We start from the raw sequence: 18,662 nt of genomic DNA, 5'->3' as shown, positions 1-18,662 counted from the left end.
CGGCGGAGCTTCACGCCGGCCGCCCGAGCCTGGTCCCGAGCAGACCGGACGGGCGTACCAGCAGCACCAGCACCAGCATCGTGAAGGCGATGACGTTCTTGTAGGAGGCGTCGAACAGGTAGCCGCCGAAGCTCTCGACCAGACCGAGCAGCAACCCGCCGAGGACCGCGCCACGCACGTTGCCGATGCCGCCGAGCACCGCCGCGGTGAACGCCTTGATCCCCGGGACGAACCCCATCGTGTAGGAGGCGTTGAAGGTCATCGCGTAGAGGAACCCGCCCGCGCCGGCCAGCAGCCCGCCGAGCACGAACGTCACGACGATGACCTTCTGGACGTCGACGCCCATCAGGCCGGCGCACTCGGCGTCCTGGGCCACCGCGCGCACGGACTGCCCCAGCCGGGTGCCGGCCACCAGGTGGTCGACGGCGAGCAGCATCGCCAGCGCCGTGCCGGCGATGACCAGCGACTGGGTGGAGATCTCCGCGCCGAACACCGTCACGACGGTCCCGTTGGTGAACAGGTCGGGTACCGGGACGCTCTGCCGGCCGAACTCCTTGCCGGCCAGGTTGAAGGCGAACAGCGAGGCCCCGATCGCGCTGATCAGATAGGCGAGCCGCGGTGCGCCGCGGCGGCGCAGCGGCCGGTAGGCGCACCGTTCCAGCGCGTACGCCGCCGCGGCGCCGGCCAGCGCGCCCGCCACCAGCCCGAACAGCACCAGCCCGGCCGAGGTCAGACCGGACGGGGTGGCGCCCGCGGGGACCAGCGCCCGGCTGGCGAAGAGCCCGCCGAACGCGCCGAGCATGAACACCTCGCTGTGCGCGAAGTTGATCAGTTGCAGCACCCCGTAGACGAGCGTGTACCCCAGGGCGATCACCGCGTAGAGCGCGCCCACCATGAGACCGTCGATCGTGAGCTGGCTGATCTGCTCAGCCGAGCCCATGCCCCACCCTCCGCCGTGGCCGCGACCGGACGGGCCCCCGAGGGCCGGTCACGGCTTGACGAGCGAACTGACCGGCCCGAGCACCACGCGCTGGCCGTCCTTCACCTCGTACACGTAGACGGTCGAGCCCCGGACGTCACCGTTGCGCTCGAAGCGGATCCGCTTGGTCACCCCGGGGAAGTCGACCGAGCCGAAGTCGGCGAGCACCGACTCACGGCTGGCGCCCGTCCCGAGCTTGCGCAGCACCGAGACGATGGCGTTGGTGGCGTCGTAGGCCTCGCCGGAGTAGGTGCCCGGCTTCAGGCCGCTGTTGACCTTCTTGTACTCGCTGACGAAGCCGGCGGCGGCCGGGTCGGTGTTGGCGTCCGAGCAGGGGCAGGTGATGAGCGTGCCCTCGGCGTTCGCCGCGCCGGCCTGGCGGATGTACTGGTCGTCGTTCGAGCCGTCGCCGCTGAGGATCGCCCCGTCGTATCCCTTGCTGCGCAGGGCCTTCGTGAGGAGCGCGAAGTCGGAGTAGTACCCGGAGTAGTAGACGGCGTCGGCGCCGTCCGCCATGATCTTCGTGGCCTGGGAGGTGTAGTCCTTCGTCGGGTTGATCCCGTCGTGGGCGTAGGCGACGCCGGCCTGCTTCAGGCCGAGCTCGACGGCCCCGGAGAGGCCGGTGCCGTACTCGCTGCGGTCGTCCAGCGAGTAGACCCGCTTGGCCTTCACGACCTTGGCCAGGTACTCGGCGGCGCCGGCGCCCTGGACCGTGTCCGGCGCGATCACCCGGTAGAAGCTGGTGAACCCGAGATCGGTGAGCTTCGGATTGGTCGCCGACGGGCTGACCGACAGCAGGCCCGTCTGGCTGTACAGCGGCTCGCTGGCCTTCGTCGGCGCGGAGAACACCGGGCCGACGACCGCGACGACGTCCGGGTTGTCGATGAGCTTCTGGGCCGCGGTCGGCCCCTGCTCGGGCACACCCTGGTCGTCGGAGGCCACGATCCGCAGGGTGAACGGCAGGCCGCCGGTGCGGTTGGCCAGGTCGATGGCGGTCAGCACGCCGTTGTAGGCGTTGATGCCCAGCTGCTGGTTCTCCCCGGACAACGGCCCCTGGAAGCCGATGAGGAACTCCTTGGTACCGGACTCGTTCGAGTCGCCGCCGCAGGCGGTCAACGCCGCACCGACCATCGCCAGGCCCGCGACCACCCCGGCGACCGGCCGAAGGACCCCGGCCCGTCTCGTCCCGGGTCGAGGGGTGCGAGGGCTGCCCGTCATGCCACGTCCTTCCGCTGCTTTCCACCGGCGCGCGGGCGCGCTCCGCGCAGCGGAAACCTAGCGGCTCCACCCGAGCGGCGAAAGCTGAAAGTGAGCGTGTCGTAACTTCAAGTGGTACTAGACGTGCTTTGCCGCCTGGTAGCGGCTGGCAGCAATCAGGACGAGTCAACCTGCAACGGGACGAAACTTCCACCGAGCACCGAGTACAGCACCACCCGCGGATCGCGGACGTCGCCCTTCGCGTCGAAGGCGACCTGGCCGGTGACACCGGCGAAGTCCCCGGCACCGACCGCGCGGACCAGCGCCTGGCGGGTCGGCGCGTCGACCTCCGCCCGGCCGGGCAGGACCGCCGCCGCCGCCCGGATCAGCGCCCGCGCGGCGTCGTAGGCGTAGGCCGCCACCGGCGGGATCGCCGCCTCCCGCAGATCCGCCAGGGCGGCCCGCCGGGCGCGGCGTACCTCCAGCTCACGCTCCGAGGGGCTCGCCGCGCCGGAACCGCTCGCACCGGAACCGCGCGTGCCCGCCTCGTCGGCCGTGACCGTGGCCGTGGCCGTGGCCGTGGTTGCAGCGGCGGACGCGGAGCGGGACGGTGCGCCGGCGGTCGGCGGCGCCGGCTCGGGCTCGGGTTCCGGCTCGGTGGACGTCCCGTCGGGCAGGAGCCCGTCCGCGTCCGCCGTCGGCCCGCCGAAGCGCTCCGAGTAGGCCGCCACGAACGCACCAGCCGCCGGGAGGCGCGACAGCGGCACCGACAGGTCCGCGACGACGTCGCCGTCCGCCGCGGAGTCCGAGCGCTCCACGTAGTCGCGGTCGAGCAGGCCGTCCGCGCCCATCACCTGGACGGCCACCCCCTCGTCCGCGAGTGCCCCGCGCAGCTCGCCGGCGAAGCCGGCACCCGTCGCCAGATACACCAGATCGGGCGCCTCGTCCTGGATGGCCCGCGCCGTCTCGCGGACCTGCTCACCGGCGGTCGACCCGCCGTCGACCCGGTGCACCGTCGGCACGGTCGCCCCCGCGTCCCGCGCGTGCCGGGCGAACCGCTCGGCGAGCGTGATCGTGCCGTAGTCCGGGCCGCCGTCGACGACACTGATCCGGGACCGCCCCAGCGTGTGCACGGCGTAGTCGGCCGTCACCTGGGCGAGCAGCTCGTCGGTACCGCTGAGCCGGAAATACGTCGGGTACGGGCGGGCGTTCGCCGCGCTCTCCGGCACGGTCAGCGTCGGCTCCGCGTTGGACGGCGAGATCACCGGGATGCCCGCGCCGCTCAGCCTGTCCAGGGACACCATCGCCACGCTGGAGCTCAGCGGCCCGACGACCCCGATCACCCGGCTGTCGTCGGCGAACAGGTCGGCCCCGGCCGCGCCGCCGTCCGGGCGGGCGAGATCGTCGTGCGCGGCCACCTCGAGCTTCCAGCCCGGGACGGCCCCCTGGCGGTTGGCCTCCTCCACGGCGAGGGTGACCGCGTCGCGCACGCTCACCCCCGCGTCGGCCGAGCTGCCCGACAGTGGCGCCATCACGCCGATCGTGGCGACCTTCGTCGCGGACGCGCCGGAGCCGCCGCCGCCCAGCACCGCGGCAAGCCCCAGCCCAAGCCCGGTGGGGACGGCGAGCACCAGGACCAGCACCACCGCGAGCACGACCCGCCCCCGGGTGTCACCCGCCGACCCGCGGGCCCATTGACCCAGCCGGTGCCCGGCGGACCGCACCGCCCGCGACACCGGGCGCGGCTCCGGACCGGCGACCGGCTCCAGACCGGTGGTCGCGTCCGGGCCGACAGCCGGCTCCGAATCAGCGACCGGCTCCGGGCCGGTGGACCGCTCCGGCCTGGTGGCCGGGTCGGGCTCCGGGTCGCGCGGGCTCACGAGGAGCTGGGCAGCGCCTCACCGGAGAGCACAGCCTCCGCGACGGCGCGCATCGTCCGGCGCTGGTTCATCGACGTCCGCTGGATCCAGCGGAACGCGTCCGGCTCGGTCATTCCGTGCTCGGTCTGCAGCACGCCCTTCGCCCGCTCGATGATCTTTCGGGCCTCCAGCCGCCCCTGCAGATCCTCCACCTCGGCCTCGAGGCTGACGATCTCGGTGAACCGGCTCATCGCCATCTCGATAGTCGGCAGCAGGTCCTTCTTCTGGAACGGCTTGACCACGTACGCCATGGCCCCCGCCTCGCGCGCCCGCTCCACGAGCTCGCGCTGGCTGAAGGCGGTGAGGATGACCACCGGGGCGATGCGCTCCTTGGCGATCCGCGCGCCCGCGTCGATGCCGTCCATCTTCGGCATCTTCACGTCCAGGATCACCAGGTCGGGACGCAGCTTCCCCGCGAGGGCCACCGCGGTCTCGCCGTCCCCCGCCTCGCCGACGACCTCGTAGCCCTCCTCCTGGAGCATCTCCCTGAGGTCCAGCCGGATCAACGCTTCGTCCTCAGCGATCAACACCCGACGCGGCGTCGAGGAAGGCTGGCTCATCGAGTTGAACTCCTGGATTGTGCGATCGTCACGTTCGGGTGGCTGACGCGGGCTGCGACCGGCCGACCCGTAATCTGACCGGGTCGGGAGGTCGAATCGCACCCTACCCGGCTAGAGTCCTCCACGAGACGTTCCGCATCGGTTCCCCCGCGCGGACGCAGGCCGGCCCCGGTACTCCAACGGCAGAGAGACGGTGCTCAAACCACCGACAGTGTGGGTTCGAATCCCACCCGGGGTACCAAACGATCTTCGCGCGCGCCACTCCCGGCCTCGGGGCCCCGGCGACCCGCTTCGCGGCCCCACCGCGCCGCCGCGACGAGACGGCGGAGCCACCCCGGCACCACGCCAACCCGCGGGACCGACGGGTGGCTACAGGCATCACCCGGCACGCCCGCACATAAAGAAGCACGCCATTACCAGCCAAAAAATCGACAGTCAAGAGCACGCGAAAACCGACCGCACGCCATGATAGACTTCTTGTGTTTGTCTATCCTTCCAATGTACAGGCGTGGAGCGGCATGGAAAGCGTTGAATCTGTCGGCGCGTCTTCGACCGAAGACCTGTTCGACGAGCTCGTCTGGCGCGGCCTGGTAGCCGACACCAGCGACGAGCAGGCGATTCGAGAAATGCTGCGCGAACCGATCACGCTTTACTGCGGCTATGACCCCACCGCGACCAGTCTGCATCTGGGAAACCTGCAGATGGCCGTCATCCAGCGCAGGTTCCAGCTGCGCGGCCACCAGGTGATCGCCCTCTCCGGTGGCGGCACCGGGCTGATCGGCGACCCCAGCGGCAAGGCCAACGAGCGGGCCATGCAGGAGACCAAGACGGTGGCCGAGTGGGCGGCGAACATCCGTGGCCAGCTCGAGCGTCTGCTGCCGGCGAGCGACGGGGTGCCCGCGCCGATCTTCGTGGACAACTACGAGTGGGTGTCACAGCTGCGCGCCATCGATCTGCTGCGCGATGTCGGAAAATACTTCACGGTCAACTACATGATAGCCAAGGACAGCGTGGCGAACCGGCTCTCCAACGCGACCTCGGGAATCAGCTACACCGAGTTCTCCTACATGCTGCTCCAGGCTCTCGACTTCGCCACCCTGAACGATCGGTACAGCTGCACGCTTCAAATCGGCGGCAGCGACCAGTGGGGTAACATCACCGCCGGCCTCGAGCTGATCAGGAAGACCGGTCGCCCTCGTTCCTTCGGCCTCACCTCGCCACTGATCCTGCGCTCGGACGGCAAGAAGTTCGGCAAGAGCGAAGAAGGCGCCGTCTGGCTCGACGAGAAGCTCACCTCACCGTTCGCCTTCTACCAGTACTTCGTCAACGTTACCGACGCCGACGTCGTCAACCTCCTACGGCGGATGACCTTCCTCGGCCGGGCGGAGATCACCGAACTGGAGGAGGCGACCGCCGCCGTGCCGGGCGAGCGGCGCGCCCAGAAGCGGCTCGCCGCGGAGCTGACCCGCTACGTCCACGGCGAATCGGGCCTGGCCACCGCGCGGCAGATCACCGCCTGGCTCTTCGGCGAGGGCGACCTGCCCGCGGACGCCCGCTCGGCGGAGAGCTTCGCCGGCGCGCCGCTGGTCGTCCTGGACCCGGACAGCCTGCCCACGTGGACCGAGACGGCGGTGCGCGCGGGTCTGGCCAAGTCCCTCTCGGACGCCCGCAGGCTCATCGACGGCGGCGGCATCTACGTCGAGGACCGCGCGGTCACCCATGATCTCGTCCCCCGGGCCGACGACTTCGCCGCCGGCCCGCTGCGCCTGCGGCGCGGCCGGCGCCAGCGGGTGATCGTCGCCCTGGGTTCCTGAACCGCCACCGCCGCGTCACGCCAACCCGCGGCCGTCGCCGTCACACGTGTGACGGCGACGGCCGTCCGAGGCTGCGGCGGAACTCGTAGGTGACCCCGGTCAGCCGCTCGGACTCCACCCACAGCCGGTACTGCAGGTGGGCGTCGCGCGAGCGGGCACTGGATCGGACGGCGACGGGCGGGCCCGTGCTGTGGAAGAGGCCGGCCGGCCCGTAGTACCCACCGGCCCGCGCCGCCGGGTCGAGGGCGGCCCGGACGGTGGCGAGCGCGCCGATCTCCGGGTTCTGGACCAGCCATGACATCAGCGGCGCCAGGCGCCGGCCCAGGAACACCCGGGCCGGGGGCGTGAGGTTGCGGGTGAGCCCGGTGCGGGCGATGCCCGGATGCGCGGCCACCGCGATCGTCGACGCGCCGGTGGCCGCGAGCCGACGCTGCAACTCGAAGGTGAACATCAGGTTCGCCAGCTTGGACGCCGGATACGGTAGCCGCTGCCGGGGCAGCCGCCGGTGGGCCGCTTCCCGGCCGTCCTCGCGGGCGGTGCCCGCGCACTCCCCGCCCATGGGAACAGCCCGCCGGGACGGCCCCGCCGCGGCGGCCGGCTCGGCCGGCGACCCGACGCGCTGGTCGGGCACCACCACCGGCGGCACCACCATCGGCGGGACGTCCTCCGGCCGGGCGGCCGGCGCCGGCAGGCGGCGCAGCTCCGCCAGGTCGAGCCGGCCGACCAGGTGGGCGAGGCTGCTGACCGTGACGATCCGTGAGTGCGGCGTGGCCAGGATGCGGTCGAGCAGGAGGCCCGTCAGCGCGAAGTGCCCCAGGTGGTTGACCCCGAACGTCGATTCGACGCCGACGCCGACACCGCTCGCACCGCCCGGGCCGGGCACCCCGCCCGGCCCGGGCGCGGGCAGCATCACTCCGGCGTTGTTGACGAGCAGGTCGAGCCGTGGGTGGGCGGCCCGGATCCGCTCGGCGGCCGCGCGCACGGAGGTCATCGAGAGCAGGTCGAGCGGCTCGACGTGGACGTCGGCCCGCGGCGCGACGGCCCGGATGCGCGCCGCGGCCTGGGCGGCCCGGGCCGGCTCGCGGCAGGCCAGGACGACGGTCGCGCCGCGCTCGGCGAGCACCTTCGCCGTCTCGAAACCGAGGCCGCTGTTCGCGCCGGTGACGACGGCGGTCCGGCCCCGTTGGTCCGGCAGGTCGACCAGGCTCCAGCCCGTGTCCCGGGCGCCGGCGCGCATCAGCGCGGTTCGAGCAGGACGAGCGGAATCACCCGCTTCGACTTGGCCTGATAGCTCTCGTACCAGCGGCCGTCCGCGACCACGCGGGGCCACAGCCGCTCCCGTTCCGGCGGTGTCGCCACCCGCGCGCGCATCGGCCGCCACGACCCGCCCCTGACCCGGACCTCGACGTCCGCGGTGGCGCAGATGTTCAGGTACCAGTCCGGATGTCGGTCGTCACCGGCCCGCGACGCCACCAGGACGATGGCGTCCCCGTCCCGCAGCGGGGAGGTCAGCATGACGGTGTGGGCCCGGCCGCTGCGGCGCCCCGTCGTGGTGAGCTCCAGGACGGGCATGCCGCCGGCCCGCCATCCGAGCCGGCCGCGGGTCAGTCTCATCAGGCGCCTGTGTGTCGCGTTCAAGGTCTTCAGACTTCGGTCGCTCACCATGCCAAGGCCCTCGCTCCGTGCTGCTCCGCCGCGCGCCGACTCGTCCAGGGAGCCGACCCGCGGGCCGCGACGCGGACATCGGCGCCACCCGGCGCCGGCCGTCGGCGGGCCGCCGCCGTACCGGTCCGGCGACGCCCGGACGGCGTCCCGCGCAGCAAGACTACGGCTGTCGGTCGGACCCGCCCTGGTCAGGTCGCCGACACCCGGCGCGGCCCTGGACACCTGGACCGGGTGACCCGGCGATGTCACCCACAGCGATGACTACTCTTCGAAGCAGCGGGAAGACACTGCGTGCCCATCGCCGTCGCCGGCCCGGCACCGACCCACCTGGCCCCGACCCCGGCTGACATCGACCCGCACCTGACATCGACCTGCACCTGACCGCGACCTCGAGCACCGACCACCGCGCGCCAGCGCTCGCGGCGGCGGTCGCCCACGCCTGTCCACCCAGTGGTCCGGTCCCGATCGGGGCCGCGGAGGGGGGAACCCATGAGTTGGTCACAGACATCCCGCAGATGTGCCTCACGCGCGCTGGTGCTGACCACCACGCTGGCGGCGGCGCTGGCGACACCGGTGCTGCTCGCGCCGGGCGCCGGAGCCCTGCCGACCGGCACGCCCAGCCCGGCGAGCCCGACGAGCCCGACGAGCCCGACGAGCACCTCCCTTCAGCCGTCCGCGGGCGCGGACGGTGGATGCCCGGCGCTGCCCGACATCGTCGGCCCGCTGCGCACCTGGGAGACCGCCGCCGACCTGCCGGCCCCGCGCACCCATGTCGCGGCCACCACGGACTGTGACGGCCGGATCTACCTCCTTGGCGGGGAGGCGGCCACGGCGGGCGGTGCGGTCGGTGGGGGTGTGCCGGCGACGCCGTCCGCGACGCCGACCCGCTCGCCGGCGAGCTCGACACCCAGCGGCTCGGCCACGCCCAGCCGGACGGGCACCCCGACGGGCACCCCGACGGCGACGCCGACCACGACCGGGTCGCCGGGCGACGGCGGGTCGACGCAGAGCCCGGGCGTGCGGCTGACCCCGGCGGCCTTCAACAACGGGGGTGTGCCGACCAGCACGCCCGACGACCTCGACCCGCTGTCCCCCAACGGGTCCCCGGACGAGCCCACAACACCGTCGACGACCCCGGCCACCCCCACGACGCCCACGACGTCACGCACGGCCTCCGCCTCGCCGACCTCGCCGGCCGGCGGCGGCACGCCGACCGCCACGCCGAACGGCGGGACGGGTGGCGCGACGGGTGGCGGGACGCACGGCGGCGCGACCGTGGCGGGTGCCCCGGTCGACACCGTCCAGATCTATGACCCGAAGCAGGACGCCTGGTCGAACGCCCCGGCCCTGCCGACCGCACGTGACCACCTGGCCGCCGCGACCGACACCGACGGCCGGATCTACGCGATCGGCGGCCAGACCGGCGGCGCCGGCACCCCGTCCGACACCGTCGAGGTGTACACGCCGTCGAGCGGCGACTGGACGACGGGCCCGGCGCTGCCGCGCCCGATGGGCACGCCGAGCGCGACCCGCGGCACCGACGGAAAGATCTACGTCCTCGACGGGACGACCCTGGCGGTCTACGACCCCGACGCCGGTGACTGGTCGACGGGTCAGGCACCGCCGTCCGGTACCGACGCGCCGGTGCTGGCCGGCCTGCCGGACGGGCGGATCCTGGCCGCGGGCGGCAGTGGCTCCGGTTCCGAGGCGTCGTCCGGCGCCTACGCCTACACGCCGGGCTCGGGTTCGGCGGGCGGCTCCTGGGACCAGCTCGCCGACCTGCCCACGGGTGTCTCCGGGGCCGCGGGCGCGACCGGGCCGGACGGCCGGGTCTACGTCGTCGGCGGACAGGACAGCGACGGCGACACCGTCGGTTCCACCCAGGTGTTCACCCCGGACGACGACCGCTGGTCCACGGGCCCGAGCAGCGCCCTCACCTCACGTTCCGGCCACGGCGCGGCGACCGGTGGGGACGGCCGCGTCTACGTGGCGGGTGGGACGTCCGGTTCCGGCGCCCCGCTCGACTCCGCCGCGGCCCTGGGCGAGTGAGGGAAGTGAGGGAGATGACACTCCGACGTCACGTGCGGTGACGTGACGCCGACCTGATCGGCACCAGCCGCCGGCGCTGTTCTCCGCGGATCCACGCGGGGAACAGCGCCGACGCGTGCGCGTGGGCCATTGCCGGGACGGCGGTGCTCGCGGCGGGCGTGGTGTGCGCCGGTTGGCTGGCCTTCGCGCTGGTCACCGGCCCGGTCCGGGCCCACGCCGGCGAACGCGATCGCGGCCCACCCGCGCGCCCGGCCCCCGGGCGACACCGCGTCATCCGGACGGGCGAACCCGCCACGCCGTTGTCGGTACGAAACGTGACATTCTTGGGCAGACATGGCAGGCCACGCCCGCCGGCCGAGGTCTACCCGATGGGACGACGTGACGACAGAGCAGGGCGCCGACCGGCCGGTGGGCCCGTCACCCTCCACCGGCGCCGTCCGCGTGGACGTCGTCTACCGCACCGGCGTCGGCCGGCGGATCGCGGCGGGAGCCCGGCTGGTCGGCAGCTGGGACGAAAACGGGCTGCGGGCGGGCAGCTGGTCGTCCACGCCGATGACGGAGTTCACCGCCGAGGACGGCTGCGCCGCCTACCGGGCCAGCGTCACCGTGGACGCCGGTGTCTCCCGGACCTTCGACTGGGGGGTCTGGCTGATCCGTCCCGACGGCTCGCAGGTGTGGGGGATCCCAGCCGAGGTCCCGGAGGCCGGGGCGACCGAGCAGGTCCGGCGGTTCGAGGTCGGCCCGGGAAGCGGGCCGGTGGTGCGCACCGAGTTCCGCCTCGCCACCCACCGGCACAACGGCGCCCGGCGCGTCCGGCCCTTCGACCCGGAGGACCCCGCCAGCTCGGGCGGCCCCGGCGGCTCAGGCACCCCCGGCGGCTCGGACCCGCGGGAGCGGATCCGGTTCCGGGCCTGGGCGCCGCACGCGCTCGCCGTCGAGGTGGCCTTCGTCGGGCCCGGCGGCTACATAGCCGACGACGGCCACGGCGAGGACGAGCTGCTCACCCGGCTGCCGATGCGCCGGGTGGGCGGCGGCTGGTGGGAGGCGGCCGCGCCCGGCTTCGCCGACTGGGTCGGGCGGCGCTACCTCTACCGCGTCACCCGCGACGACGGGTCCGTCGCCTGGCGCTCGGACATGTACTCGGCGCAGCAGTGCGGCACCGGCGACGCCGATCCCTGCGGCGCCCACCACGACGGCCCGGCCGAGGACCTCGACGGCTCGGTGAGCTGCTCGGTCGTCGTCGACACCCAGGACGACGAGCGGTTCTGGGCCGACGAGTTCGACCCGGCCCGGCCCGTTCCCCGCCGGGTCGAGGACCTGGTCATCTACGAGCTGCACGTCGGCGCGCTGGGTTACGGGCACACCGGCGCCGGCACGTTCGCCGACGCGCTCGCGTTCGTCGACCACCTCACCGACCTCGGGGTGAACGCCGTCGAGCTGCTGCCCATGTTCGAGTTCGCCGGGACGAGGTCCTGGGGCTACGGCAGCTCGCACTTCCTGGCGGTGAAGCAGAGCGCCGGCGGGCGGGCGGCACTGCGCCGGTTCGTGCGCGCCTGCCACCGGCGCGGCGTGGCCGTCCTGATGGACGTCGTCTACAACCACTACACGCCGAACGCGCAGCGCTCCGCCTGGCAGTACGACAGCACCGCGCCGGAGCGCAACATCTACTACTGGTACGAGGGCACCGCGAGCGACCACCCGCACCCGGACGGCGGTTACCTCGACAACGTCTCCTCGGGCTGGGCACCGCGCTACTGCGACGAGAACGTGCGCGCGCTGTTCGTCGCGAGCGCGGTCGCGTTGCTCGACGAGTTCCACATCGACGGGCTGCGGGTGGACCAGACGACGTCCATCCACGCCTACAACAGCCTGCACGCCGACGGGCGGGAAGTGCCGGCGGCGAACATCGCCGGCCGCAAGTTCCTGCGCGAGCTGTGCCAGACGCTGCGCCTGGTCGACCCGGAGGTGATCCTCATCGCCGAGGACCACTCCGGCTGGGCGGAGGTCACCCGCCCCGCCGAGTCCGGCGGGCTCGGCTTCGACGCCCACTGGTACGTCGACTTCTACCACCATCTCGTCGGTGACAAGGGCGAGGGCCCGGAGTACGCCAAGCTGCTGCACACCGCGGGGCGTGACCCCGCCGGCCCGCTGGCCATGAGCCTGTTCGCCAAGGCGTTCACCGCCGCCGCGGACCACACGGTCGTTTACACCGAGAGCCACGACGAGGCCGGAAACTCCGAGCACTCGGCCCGCAACATCCTGGTCGCCGTCGACCACGCGCCGCTGCACGGCGAGACGGCCTGGTTCGCGTTCGCGCGGCTGCGCTGTGCCGCGGCGCTGACCCTGCTCTCGCCCGGCACACCGATGTTCCTCATGGGCGACGAGGTGGGAGCCCGCCAGCCCTACACCCACGACGGGTTCGCCGAAGCCAAGGAGGACCTCGCCGGGCTTCGCGCGGGCGAGGGCGCCGCGCTGTTCGCCTGCTACCGGGCGCTCGTCGGGCTGCGGCTGGGCAGCCCGGCGCTGCGCTCCCGCGCCGTCGAGCTGATCGGCGCCGACGACACCGCGCGGGTGCTGGCGTTCCGGCGCTGGGACCGCGGCGAGGAGATCCTGGTCGTGGTCAGCCTGCGCAACGAGCCGCAGCCGGGGTTCGGGCTGTCGCATCCGGCGCTGGCCGGCCGGCGGTGGAAGCCGGTGCTGGACACCGACGCGCCGCGGTTCGGTGGCCGGGCGGGCGGCCCACGCCGCTCGCTGTCCCCGCGGGGCGACAGCGTGCGGGTCGACCTGCCGGCCGCCGGGGCCGTGGTGTTCCGCCGCCGCCGGCGTGGCGCCGGCCTCAGGACCGCGCTGACCCGGCGCAGCCGCGCGCGCTGATTTTCGGCAGCCGCGGACGCCGGGCACCGTCGCGGAGGCAAGCTTGACCCATGGAACGCTTCGTCTTCTGCTCGCGCGGCTGCGAGCACTGGGGCGCGCTCGGCGCCGCGGGAGTACTGCTGCGGGCCGGCGCGGCCGCCGGTGACGGCGCCGCCGGCGGCGCCGACGCCGACGCGCGGTACCTGCTCGTCCTGCGCCATCCCCGGTCGCACCACGGCGGCACCTGGGCACTGCCCGGCGGGGCGCTGCAGGCCGGGGAGTCCGCCCTGGCCGGGGCGCTGCGGGAGGCCGAGGAGGAGCTCGGGCCGCTGCCCGCCGGCGTCTCCCCGGAGGCCACCCCGACCCACGAGTACGTCGACGACCACGGCGAGTGGTCCTACACCACGCTGGTCCTGAACGTGGCGGACACGTTCGAGCCGGCGGCCGCCAACTGGGAGACCGCCGGCTGGCGCTGGGTGTCGGCGAGCCAGGCGCTCACGCTCCCGCTGCTCCCGGCGCTGCGCGCCGCCTGGCCCGCGCTGACCGGAACGGGCTGACACCGGAGAACGGGCTGACCGCGACGGGAGGTGCCTGCGCCGCCGTGGGGGTTACTGTCGCCCGGTCGGCGCGGACCCGCCGGCGCCCTGGGCGTCACCGCCGATCACCCGGCCGCACAGGGGCTTGGCGCCGACCGGTTCGAAGGCGCTCCCGGTGGCGGCGACCCGGACGAAGTCCGTGCACAGGTCGACCGTGCGCTGGCCGGCGGCCAGGTTCACGGGCCCGTTGAGCAGCCCGCCCGCGTCGTAGTGGGTCAACCCGTGCAGCCCGCTGATGTAGGACTCGCGAGTGGGGCAGCCCTGCTGCGCCTGCAGGCCGCGCAGGAACAGGTCCGCGGTTATGTAGCCGTAGATCGAGCTCAGTTGGGTCGGGGGCTGGATCTCCGGCGCGTAGGTGGTCATCGCGGCCAGGTAGGCGCGGTGGGCGGGCAGGTTCCGCTCGATCGCGCTGAAGCCCACCGTCGAGTAGGTGCCGACCAGCGCGCGCGCGGTCGGCGTGTTGAGCAGCTGCGTGTCGTAGGTGATGGGCGAGAGGGCCACCTTGAACGGCCGGTTCGCCGCGGCCGCCGCCGTCACCGCGCCGGTGTAGAGGTCAGGCGAGGCCAGCGAGATCAGCGTGTCGGCACCGCTGCCGACGATCCGCGCCACGGCTTCCGGGGAGCTCCCCGCGGAGCTCGCGTCGGTGTCCGCGAAGACGATCGGGATGCCGGCCGCCTCCAGGCTGCGACGGGCGTTCTGGGCGTACATGACCGCCGATTCGGTGATCGCCGTCGTGATGATCGCCGCGCGCGTGCCACCCTGGGCCCGGACGAAATCCCCGAGAGTGCTGGTCGCGTCGGTGTCGTCGACCTGATAGGCGAGCGGGAACATGTTGTCGTTGTCGGCCCACGCCGCCTGGTCCCCGATGCCCACCACCGGAATTCCCTTGTCGTGCAGGAAGGGCGTGGACTGTTCGGAATGCGCGGTGTACTCGAGAACCGCGAACACATTTTCGCGGAGCAGATCACGGGCCGCCTGCAGGTTACCGGCGGCGTCGAACCGGTCGTCCCGCCAGATGGTGGAAACCTGCCGGCCGCCCACGCCGCCGGTCGCGTTCGCCTCGGCGAACCGGGCCTCGACCCCGAACCGGTAGCCGGTGAACTGGGCCGAGAGCACCCCGGTGTCCGGGTAGAGAATCCCGACGTTGACCTCGTCGTCCGTGACTCCGGGAGCGCAGGGCGACGCCGTCGCGTCCACGCCGGAGGACTCACCGGAGCCACAGGCCGCCGCCACGGCGGCAGTCACGAGCGCCGCGGCGAGCAACCTCGTACGAAATATCAGCACAAAGCTACCTTCCACATTCCACGACATTCGGCGACATAACGACGATCGGTGGCCGCATGCCCAGGCACGCCCGCACCGCCCACCGGCGGCCGAACCGGGTCACTCGTGTTCCGGCGACAAGCCACGCCGCCGCCGATCACCACCCGAGGTGGGCATTGATCAGGGCGAAGCACCGATCCGGAACACAAAGGCCGAACGGATGACATGGCGAACATACCGACCACCGGATTGCCCCCGGACGACCCCGGGCCCCTAGCCGACCGGCCGGCCAGGGGTTCCCTCGAAGCACACCGGAGCAACGTGGTTGGCATGGAGCGGGAAGCGATGAGACGACTTCACAAAGCCAACAGAAGGCCAATCATGGTTTCCGACACGGCCATCCCCGAGGACAAGGAGCGTCTCTGTTGTCTGAAGCTACAGAAGAACAATGATCGCGAGCCTTCGCCCCCGCGACGGTCACATTAAGCGACAACGACATGGAGCTCATCGCGTCCACCCGGACACCGGGCGCCGCGGCCGGGCTCCGCTCTCTCTGCGCCCCAGGTACTCATCCCGGGCCGCCGACACGCCTCCACGTGGCCGATAGTCACCCACCGTTCCGCTCGAAAGAGCCAATGATTGTTCTCATGTCGTTTTCAAGCTGTCAAGGCGATGATCGGAGCGGGTCCCCGGACCCGCTCCGGGACGCTGCTTACCAGCCACTGCCGAGGAAGATGCGACCGGCATCACGTCACCGGCCCCGGTAACGTCGGGCGGAACCTCCGGGGTGATGCGAGAAAACCCACACGACAACCCGCCGGCCGGTCGAATCCGATCCTCGGCCCCGGGTTCCGGCGGCCTCACGCCCCGACCTCGACGCACCGCCGCCTCACGCCAGCGCTCCACGCACGCCGCCACTGGCGCCGGCGGCGGCCGCGGCGTCCCGGGTGTGTTCCCACCACCCCGTCAGGAGCTCGGCCGTCCCGGCCGCATCCTCGAGCTGGGGCAGGTGCCCGCAGCCGGGGACGACCGCCAGCCGCCAGTCGGGACGCAGGCCGGCGACCTGCCGGGCCAGCGCCACCGGGACGAGCCGGTCGTCCGACCCGTGCACGAGCAGCGTCGGGACGTCCACCTGGCGGATCAGCCGCCGCAGCGGGCCGCCGCGGACGACCCGGCCCACCACCGACCGGGCGGCCGCGACGTAGGCGCGCTCGACCCCGTCCATGCCCGCCCGCTCGTGACCGATGTCCACCAACGCCTCGACCGCGCTGGCCGGGATGCGGGCGGGATCCGTCGCGCAGAGGCGCAGGGTCTGGGCGACGGTGCCGGCGGGGCCGACCCGGGCCCGGCGGCGGGCCAGCGCCCACGCCCCGAGCCCCGGCAGGATCACGGTGGCGAACGACGCGACGACCAGCGGCTCCGGCCAGTCGCCGCGGCGCAGGGGCAGCGCGGGATCCAGCAGGACCAGCCCGCGCACCGACTCCGGGCGGTGCACCGCCTGCAGCATCCCGATCAGACCACCCATCGAGTTCCCGACGAGGATCACCGGCTCGCCCACCACCTCGCCCAGGAAGCGGTCCAGCAGGAGACGGTTAGCCGCCACGTCGGCACCGCGGCCGCCGAGCGGGGTGCGGCCGTGGCCGGCGAGGTCGGGCGCGAGGACCCGGGACGTCGAGGCGAGCAGCGGTGCCAGCGCGAGCCAGTTGGTGTACGACCCGCCGAGTCCGTGGACGCACACCACCGGCGGGCTCCCGACGGTGGTCCCGGGCGCGCCGAACTCCGTGTAGTGCACGGGGCCGTCCAGGTCGGCCCATTTCGAGACCATGACCGGCTCGCCGCCGGCCGGCGCGCCGACACCCGCGGGCGTGTTCCCGCCGGTGCCCGTGCCGTCTCCCACGCCCGTGCCGTCTCCCACGCCTGTGCTGTCGCCCATGCCTCGGCACGCCCCCCTGTGCTCGATCGCCGGTCGGATCGACGTTAGGCGCCCCGGGTGCCGTCCGGAGCCGGAACCGGCGGCGGCCGCCTCGGGCATGGCACCGGGCCCGCTGGTGTTGACTCGCGGCATGCCTCTCACTGGTGAATACGAACCGAGCCCGACCGAGTGGGTCCGCACACAGGTCGAGGAGTACGAGAGCTCCGGCGGGACCCGGGGCACCGAGCTGCGCGGCGTGCCCGTGGTCATCCTCACCACCCTGGGCGCGAAGTCGGGCAAGATCCGCAAGAGCCCGTTGATGCGGGTCGAGCACGACGGCCGCTATGCCGTCATCGCCTCGCTCGGTGGCGCGCCCAAGCACCCCGTCTGGTACCACAACGTCCTCGCCCACCCCCGGGTCGAGCTGCGGGACGGGACGGTCAACCAGGACATGGTCGCCCGCGAGGTGACCGGTGACGAGAAGGCGCTGTGGTGGGAGCGCGCCGTGGCCGCCTGGCCCGACTACGCCGACTACCAGAAGAAGACCGACCGGGCGATCCCCGTCTTCGTCCTGGAGCCGGTTTCACCCGCCTGACAGTCGCTCCCGACCCCGGCCGTGGTCAGGCGGGGGCGGCGCCGGCGGAGAGGGTGCACGCGACCGCGTCGGCGATGAGGCCGGCCAGCTGTGGGGAGGCGCCGCGGCGCAGCCGGACCTGCATCGGTTCGGGGTCGACCGCGGGCAGGTCGGCCCGCCGCTCGAGGCCCTGCGGCGGTGGGCCGACGTCGGCCAGCAGGGCGACCCCGACGCCGGCCCGCGCCGCGTGCAAGACGCCGGCCAGGTAGCCGGACTCGCCGACGACCGACGCGACCCGGCCGGCGCGGGCGAGGGTCGTCAGGGCCTGGGTGCGGATCGTGCACGGATCGTCGACCGCGACCAGGGGCAGCGGGCGGTCCGGCGGCGGGACGTGCCAGCCGGGGGCCGAGTACCACGCCAGCGGGAGCAGTCCCGCCGGGCGCCCGGCGGGGTTGCCCCCCGTCCCGATCAGGACGGCGACGTCCAGCGTGCCGCGGTCGAGGGCGTGGGCGAGCCGGGCGCCGCGGTCGAGGCGGAACCTGACCTCGACGTCCGGGAACTGCTCGGTGAGCACGGTCATCACCCGGGGGATCAGGTGGTCGGCGGCGTGCTCGGTCGCACCGACGGTGATCAGGCGCTGCGGGACGGGCGCGCCCACGCCGAGCAGTTCCAGCGCGTCGTCGTGCGTGGCGAGGATGCGCCGCCCCGCGGAGAGCAGCAGCTCGCCGTCGGGGGTGAACCGGGAGCCGCGGCCGACCAGCTCCACCAGGGGCCGGCCCACCACCTTCTCCAGCCGGCGCACGTGCTGGCTCACCGCCGACTGGGAGATGCACAGCGCCTCGGCCGCGCGGCGGAACCCACCACAGTCGGCGATGGCCACGAGACTGCGCAGCGCCGTCAGATCCAGCATGTTGGACACGGCAGCCATTCTATGTGATCTATCACGCTTTACGATCGGTTTGATCACTCGGGGCGGCTTTACACTGCCCGATTTTCCAACGATCCTGGTGCACATGCTGGGGAATGCGGGCGGCAGCGCGCCGGGACGAGCGGGTGCCGCCGGCCGGCGCCCGATGGGCGTCGCGGCCGCGCCGCGGGTCCTCACCCGCCGTCGTTTCGTCGACTACGGAACCCTCACCTCAGCCTGCTGTCGCGCTCGCTGACCGCCCGCGCGTCCGCCCCGCGCCGCGGCACCGGCGGCCCGGCCCGGCACCGGCACCCCGGGCCGGCGCCACAACACCACGCCGGCGCCGCACCGGCGCCGCGCCCAGGTCGATCGGG

The 18,662-nt window shown here is 73.4% G+C and carries 14 protein-coding genes and 1 tRNA gene; 6 read left to right on the top strand and 9 right to left on the bottom strand.

Annotation, left to right across the window (positions count from 1 at the left end):
* Positions 1 to 10 precede the first annotated feature (10 nt).
* The 4 genes from B056_RS0118095 to B056_RS0118080 all read right to left on the bottom strand — a co-directional run bounded on the left by B056_RS0118095 (position 11) and on the right by B056_RS0118080 (position 4,655).
* Positions 11 to 940 carry a branched-chain amino acid ABC transporter permease gene (locus tag B056_RS0118095; protein ID WP_018503278.1) on the bottom strand — a complete coding sequence of 310 codons (930 nt, stop codon included), beginning with the start codon at positions 938 to 940 and terminating at the stop codon, positions 11 to 13.
* A gap of 48 nt (positions 941 to 988) precedes the next feature.
* Positions 989 to 2,197 (bottom strand): branched-chain amino acid ABC transporter substrate-binding protein, encoded by a 1,209-nt coding sequence (locus B056_RS0118090; RefSeq protein ID WP_230203056.1) that lies wholly within the window; start codon positions 2,195 to 2,197, stop codon positions 989 to 991.
* A 155-nt stretch (positions 2,198 to 2,352) separates the two neighbouring features.
* Positions 2,353 to 4,056 carry an ABC transporter substrate-binding protein gene (locus B056_RS0118085; protein WP_018503276.1) on the bottom strand — a complete coding sequence of 568 codons (1,704 nt, stop codon included), beginning with the start codon at positions 4,054 to 4,056 and terminating at the stop codon, positions 2,353 to 2,355.
* A complete protein-coding gene (locus B056_RS0118080) occupies positions 4,053 to 4,655 on the bottom strand; it encodes an ANTAR domain-containing response regulator (protein ID WP_026239833.1) in 603 nt (200 codons plus the stop codon). Before B056_RS0118080 ends, B056_RS0118085 begins: the two co-directional genes overlap by 4 nt.
* Positions 4,656 to 4,820: 165 nt before the next feature.
* On the opposite strand from B056_RS0118080, the gene B056_RS0118075 reads away from it, so the two are divergent.
* Positions 4,821 to 4,896 (top strand) — tRNA-Leu (locus tag B056_RS0118075).
* A 277-nt stretch (positions 4,897 to 5,173) separates the two neighbouring features.
* On the top strand, positions 5,174 to 6,469 hold the full coding sequence (tyrS, locus tag B056_RS0118070) for a tyrosine--tRNA ligase (RefSeq protein ID WP_018503274.1): 1,296 nt from the start codon (positions 5,174 to 5,176) through the stop codon (positions 6,467 to 6,469).
* 40 nt (positions 6,470 to 6,509) lie between these two features.
* Here the strand turns inward: tyrS and B056_RS0118065 are convergent, their stop codons facing one another.
* Positions 6,510 to 7,706 carry an SDR family NAD(P)-dependent oxidoreductase gene (locus tag B056_RS0118065; RefSeq protein ID WP_018503273.1) on the bottom strand — a complete coding sequence of 399 codons (1,197 nt, stop codon included), beginning with the start codon at positions 7,704 to 7,706 and terminating at the stop codon, positions 6,510 to 6,512.
* Entirely contained in the window at positions 7,706 to 8,083 is a 378-nt protein-coding gene (locus B056_RS0118060; protein ID WP_018503272.1) for a nitroreductase/quinone reductase family protein, read from the bottom strand. Before B056_RS0118060 ends, B056_RS0118065 begins: the two co-directional genes overlap by 1 nt.
* 540 nt (positions 8,084 to 8,623) lie before the next feature.
* Between B056_RS0118060 and B056_RS0118050 the strand changes: the two genes are divergently transcribed.
* The 3 genes from B056_RS0118050 (at position 8,624) to B056_RS0118035 (ending at position 13,593) form a co-directional block, all read left to right on the top strand.
* The gene (locus B056_RS0118050) at positions 8,624 to 10,183 is read left to right on the top strand and encodes a Kelch repeat-containing protein (RefSeq protein WP_026239830.1); all 1,560 of its coding nucleotides are present in this window, start codon (positions 8,624 to 8,626) and stop codon (positions 10,181 to 10,183) included.
* Between the two features lie 378 nt (positions 10,184 to 10,561).
* Complete coding sequence (locus B056_RS0118040; protein WP_018503268.1) at positions 10,562 to 13,057, top strand: alpha-amylase family glycosyl hydrolase; 2,496 nt, start codon at positions 10,562 to 10,564, stop codon at positions 13,055 to 13,057.
* A 50-nt stretch (positions 13,058 to 13,107) separates the two neighbouring features.
* On the top strand, positions 13,108 to 13,593 hold the full coding sequence (locus B056_RS0118035) for an NUDIX domain-containing protein (protein ID WP_018503267.1): 486 nt from the start codon (positions 13,108 to 13,110) through the stop codon (positions 13,591 to 13,593).
* Between the two features lie 51 nt (positions 13,594 to 13,644).
* Here the strand turns inward: B056_RS0118035 and B056_RS0118030 are convergent, their stop codons facing one another.
* Complete coding sequence (locus B056_RS0118030; RefSeq protein WP_230203055.1) at positions 13,645 to 14,931, bottom strand: ABC transporter substrate-binding protein; 1,287 nt, start codon at positions 14,929 to 14,931, stop codon at positions 13,645 to 13,647.
* Positions 14,932 to 15,784: 853 nt separating this feature from the next.
* A complete protein-coding gene (locus B056_RS0118025; protein ID WP_230203054.1) occupies positions 15,785 to 16,810 on the bottom strand; it encodes an alpha/beta fold hydrolase in 1,026 nt (341 codons plus the stop codon).
* Between the two features lie 148 nt (positions 16,811 to 16,958).
* On the opposite strand from B056_RS0118025, the gene B056_RS0118020 reads away from it, so the two are divergent.
* Complete coding sequence (locus B056_RS0118020; protein ID WP_018503264.1) at positions 16,959 to 17,402, top strand: nitroreductase family deazaflavin-dependent oxidoreductase; 444 nt, start codon at positions 16,959 to 16,961, stop codon at positions 17,400 to 17,402.
* A gap of 25 nt (positions 17,403 to 17,427) precedes the next feature.
* Here B056_RS0118020 and B056_RS0118015 read toward each other — a convergent pair whose 3' ends face one another.
* Positions 17,428 to 18,309: a LysR family transcriptional regulator gene (locus B056_RS0118015; protein WP_018503263.1), complete on the bottom strand. Its 882-nt coding sequence runs from the start codon at positions 18,307 to 18,309 to the stop codon at positions 17,428 to 17,430.
* Positions 18,310 to 18,662: the final 353 nt, after the last annotated feature.

Source organism: Parafrankia discariae (assembly GCF_000373365.1).
In the GTDB taxonomy this organism is placed as follows: Bacteria; Actinomycetota; Actinomycetes; order Frankiales; family Frankiaceae; genus Parafrankia; species Parafrankia discariae.
This window is presented reverse-complemented; position numbering and strand designations above follow the sequence as displayed.

What these genes read in the sequence shown, in the direction of transcription:
- B056_RS0118095 (WP_018503278.1), bottom strand. Translation starts at nt 940, where the DNA reads ATGGGCTCGGCTGAGCAGATCAGCCAGCTCACGATCGACGGTCTCATG.
- B056_RS0118090 (WP_230203056.1), bottom strand. Translation starts at nt 2,197, where the DNA reads ATGACGGGCAGCCCTCGCACCCCTCGACCCGGGACGAGACGGGCCGGG.
- B056_RS0118080 (WP_026239833.1), bottom strand. Translation starts at nt 4,655, where the DNA reads ATGAGCCAGCCTTCCTCGACGCCGCGTCGGGTGTTGATCGCTGAGGAC.
- tyrS (WP_018503274.1), top strand. Translation starts at nt 5,174, where the DNA reads ATGGAAAGCGTTGAATCTGTCGGCGCGTCTTCGACCGAAGACCTGTTC.
- B056_RS0118065 (WP_018503273.1), bottom strand. Translation starts at nt 7,706, where the DNA reads ATGCGCGCCGGCGCCCGGGACACGGGCTGGAGCCTGGTCGACCTGCCG.
- B056_RS0118060 (WP_018503272.1), bottom strand. Translation starts at nt 8,083, where the DNA reads ATGAGACTGACCCGCGGCCGGCTCGGATGGCGGGCCGGCGGCATGCCC.
- B056_RS0118050 (WP_026239830.1), top strand. Translation starts at nt 8,624, where the DNA reads ATGAGTTGGTCACAGACATCCCGCAGATGTGCCTCACGCGCGCTGGTG.
- B056_RS0118035 (WP_018503267.1), top strand. Translation starts at nt 13,108, where the DNA reads ATGGAACGCTTCGTCTTCTGCTCGCGCGGCTGCGAGCACTGGGGCGCG.
- B056_RS0118020 (WP_018503264.1), top strand. Translation starts at nt 16,959, where the DNA reads ATGCCTCTCACTGGTGAATACGAACCGAGCCCGACCGAGTGGGTCCGC.
- B056_RS0118015 (WP_018503263.1), bottom strand. Translation starts at nt 18,309, where the DNA reads ATGGCTGCCGTGTCCAACATGCTGGATCTGACGGCGCTGCGCAGTCTC.